Raw genomic sequence first — 2,873 nt, 5'->3', positions numbered from 1 at the left:
CGAAGCGAGTGAAACGAGCTTCAATAGAGTACGAGCTTTAGCGAGTACCAAGGGCAGTTTTAATAACTCACTTTGGAAATAAATTCCCTTTTATTCTTTTAAAAAGCTTTTAAAAGCTTTTAGACCCCCCTATAAACCACGCCTAGCAATGCTTTCAGACTTTAAAAAACTACTTTTACCGGACATTAAACTACAAATGCCGGACAAAATGGACTTAAAAAACTACTTTTACCGGACATAGAAACTACTTTTACCGGACATTAAACTACAAGAAAAAGTTTGTAGTTTTGTTAAAAAACTACAAAAATAGTAGTCAAAAAATAAACGACAATGTATGTTTAAGCTACATAAATACCAATGTAGTTAGTTAGTTTTTTGGGGTTGTAGTTATATGGACGAAAATAAAAAAACATATCCTCTGAGCTGGGTTGTTATGCAAAACAATGTTCAAGAATGCTTTAAGAGTATGAACATTGATGAAAAACGAATGTTAATACTTGCTAGCCCAATTGCTAGAACCACTGATGCAACTGAAAAAGACCGAATTATGATTACGGCAGAAGAGTTTGCTAGAGAATGTGGCATTAAAACGCATTCCGCATATACGCAGTTAGAACTAGCCAGCAAGAATCTACTTAAAAGAAATTTCTCTTATAACAATGAAAGAGGAAAAAAGGTGCTGTCGAATTGGGTGATTGATTGCACTTATGAAGACGGAGGGATAGCTATACGTTTCCCTGAAATCGTTCTACTGATGTTAAAAGAGTTTGATAAATTAAACCCTTATACAAAATATAAAAAAGATATCGTACTAAGTTTGAAAAAAGATTACTCATTCGATCTTTATCATTTAGCTAAAAAGCATCAAGCAATGGGACAATTTGAAATGTCCTTAGAACATATAAAAAATGAGCTGGGTTTGCCCAAATCTTATGACAAACTCTGTAATTTAAAAGACCGAGTAATGAAGCCTTCATTAAATGAGATTACAACTAATACAGATATTGAACTCACTTATGAAAATGTAAAAAAAGGGCGTTCAGTAGTTGGCTTTAAATTTATAGTGAAAGAAAAACCTAAGCCAAAATTAATAGCGCCTCAGCGAGATCAAAGAACTATAGATATGTTCTGCAATTTATCTGATGCTCAAATTAACAAGTACAGCACTATTTTATCTAAACTTTCTGAGCTATCAGACCTCAGTAATTTCCCAGACTACCCGACATTTGCCCTCTGGATTAGTGGCATCTTACGAGATCCGAAAAGTGTAAGAGAGGAAACAACAAAACGGATTTTTAAAGCTCTTCATAGCAAGACGGATTTTAAACCATGAGAACTAAGGCTGAATTAGATGCAATGAGTCATCAAGAACTCAAAGATTATGAGCAAAGTTTACTTGCTCTGTGGACACCAAGAATGGCTATTGAAAGTGACATTGAAAGGTTAAGCACTCATCACAGCGAATTATTAGAGGTTTTTAATCAATTAAAGAATCCGGATGCACCTAAAAATTCACGTTTAAAAGATTCAATCTTGTCTCTGAAATATAAAATCGAATCGCTTGAAGGTAAGTTGAGTGATCTTATTCAAGATAATCGCTTAAATTCTGCAGATTGAATTATTCAGTTTATTTAATCAAAATCGTGGAACATTGATTAAAGACTAGGCGTGGAACGTGAAAAGTAATAAAAAAAGCCCAGTCATTGACGACTGGGCTAGAAAATTGAAACTACAGCGTTGAATTATAAGGATAATTATAACGCATTTCGTATAAGGTGTATTATGTTAATTTTAGAGAAATTTAAAGCCCAACATAATTAATTAGGATTTAAGTATGTATTCAATTTCATGGACATTAATAGTCATTTCTTTTTCAGCTTTGCTTTTGATCATTTCTAAACGAGATTTCAGACATAAGAAGATGATTCAATATTTTGGTGTATTTGCGATCTTTTTTATACCTACTTTAGCAATTTTAGGTTATTTTGATTAAGCCTTTTTACATAATGGCTGTTATGTGAATTTTTTAAAAACACATTAAAATATTGATTTAAATTGTTTTTTTCAGATTTCTTATAAGGCATATTATATTAATTTTAGTAGCTCTTAAAAGGCTTCTCTTTGGGCTTTGTTGCACAAACCTATCTGTAAAGGGTTTTTCAGCGATATAATTTTCAAATGAAGAAGCCTACACACAAAATCTACCGCACAACCAATTGGCCCGCATATAACCGAGCACTCATGAGTCGCGGAAATATTGCCATTTGGTTTGATCCTGCTACGCAATGGTATGCGCCATCAAAAGGCAAACAAGGGCGAAATCAAACCTACTCCGACGCAGCCATCCAATGCTGCTTAATGATTAAATCCTTATTCCGTCTGTCTTTACGTATGGTCACTGGCTTTGTGCAAAGTCTGATTAAACTTTGCGGATTAAATTGGATAGCTCCAGATTACACCACGCTTTGTAGAAGACAAAAGCATATTGATATTGTAATCAGCTACCAAAAAAGTAGCGATGGGCTGCATCTACTCATGGACTCTACAGGCATGAAGTTTCTAGGTGAGGGCGAATGGAAACGCAAGAAACATGGACCTGAATATCGTCGCCAATGGCGTAAACTTCATATTGGTATAGATGCTAAAACCCTGCAAATACGAGCAGTTCAGCTTACAACCAATAATGTCAGTGATTCACAGGTGCTTGGTGATTTACTTAATCAGATTCCACAAGATGAGCGGATTAACTCTGTTTATACCGATGGAGCTTATGACACCAAGCAATGCCGTCAGGTCATTGCAGATCGGCAAGCGCATGCGGTGATTCCACCTAGAAAAAATGCGAAACCATGGAAAGATACAAAGAGTAGCTC

The 2,873-nt window shown here is 34.9% G+C and carries 3 protein-coding genes; all 3 read left to right on the top strand.

Annotated elements, in window-relative coordinates:
- Positions 1-391: 391 nt before the first annotated feature.
- Complete coding sequence (locus HYI04_RS16640) at positions 392-1,333, top strand: replication initiation protein (protein WP_020846814.1); 942 nt, start codon at positions 392-394, stop codon at positions 1,331-1,333.
- Positions 1,330-1,617: a hypothetical protein gene (locus tag HYI04_RS16635; protein WP_004870774.1), complete on the top strand. Its 288-nt coding sequence runs from the start codon at positions 1,330-1,332 to the stop codon at positions 1,615-1,617. Before HYI04_RS16640 ends, HYI04_RS16635 begins: the two co-directional genes overlap by 4 nt.
- A 561-nt stretch (positions 1,618-2,178) precedes the next feature.
- A partial coding sequence (locus HYI04_RS16630) for an IS5-like element ISAba12 family transposase (protein WP_178896415.1) occupies positions 2,179-2,873 on the top strand: 695 nt, incomplete at its 3' end.

The organism is Acinetobacter sp. SwsAc2 (genome assembly GCF_013391465.1).
GTDB lineage: Bacteria > Pseudomonadota > Gammaproteobacteria > Pseudomonadales > Moraxellaceae > Acinetobacter > Acinetobacter johnsonii.
Note: the sequence above shows the minus strand (reverse complement) of the source record. Positions and strands in the feature narration are given on the sequence as shown.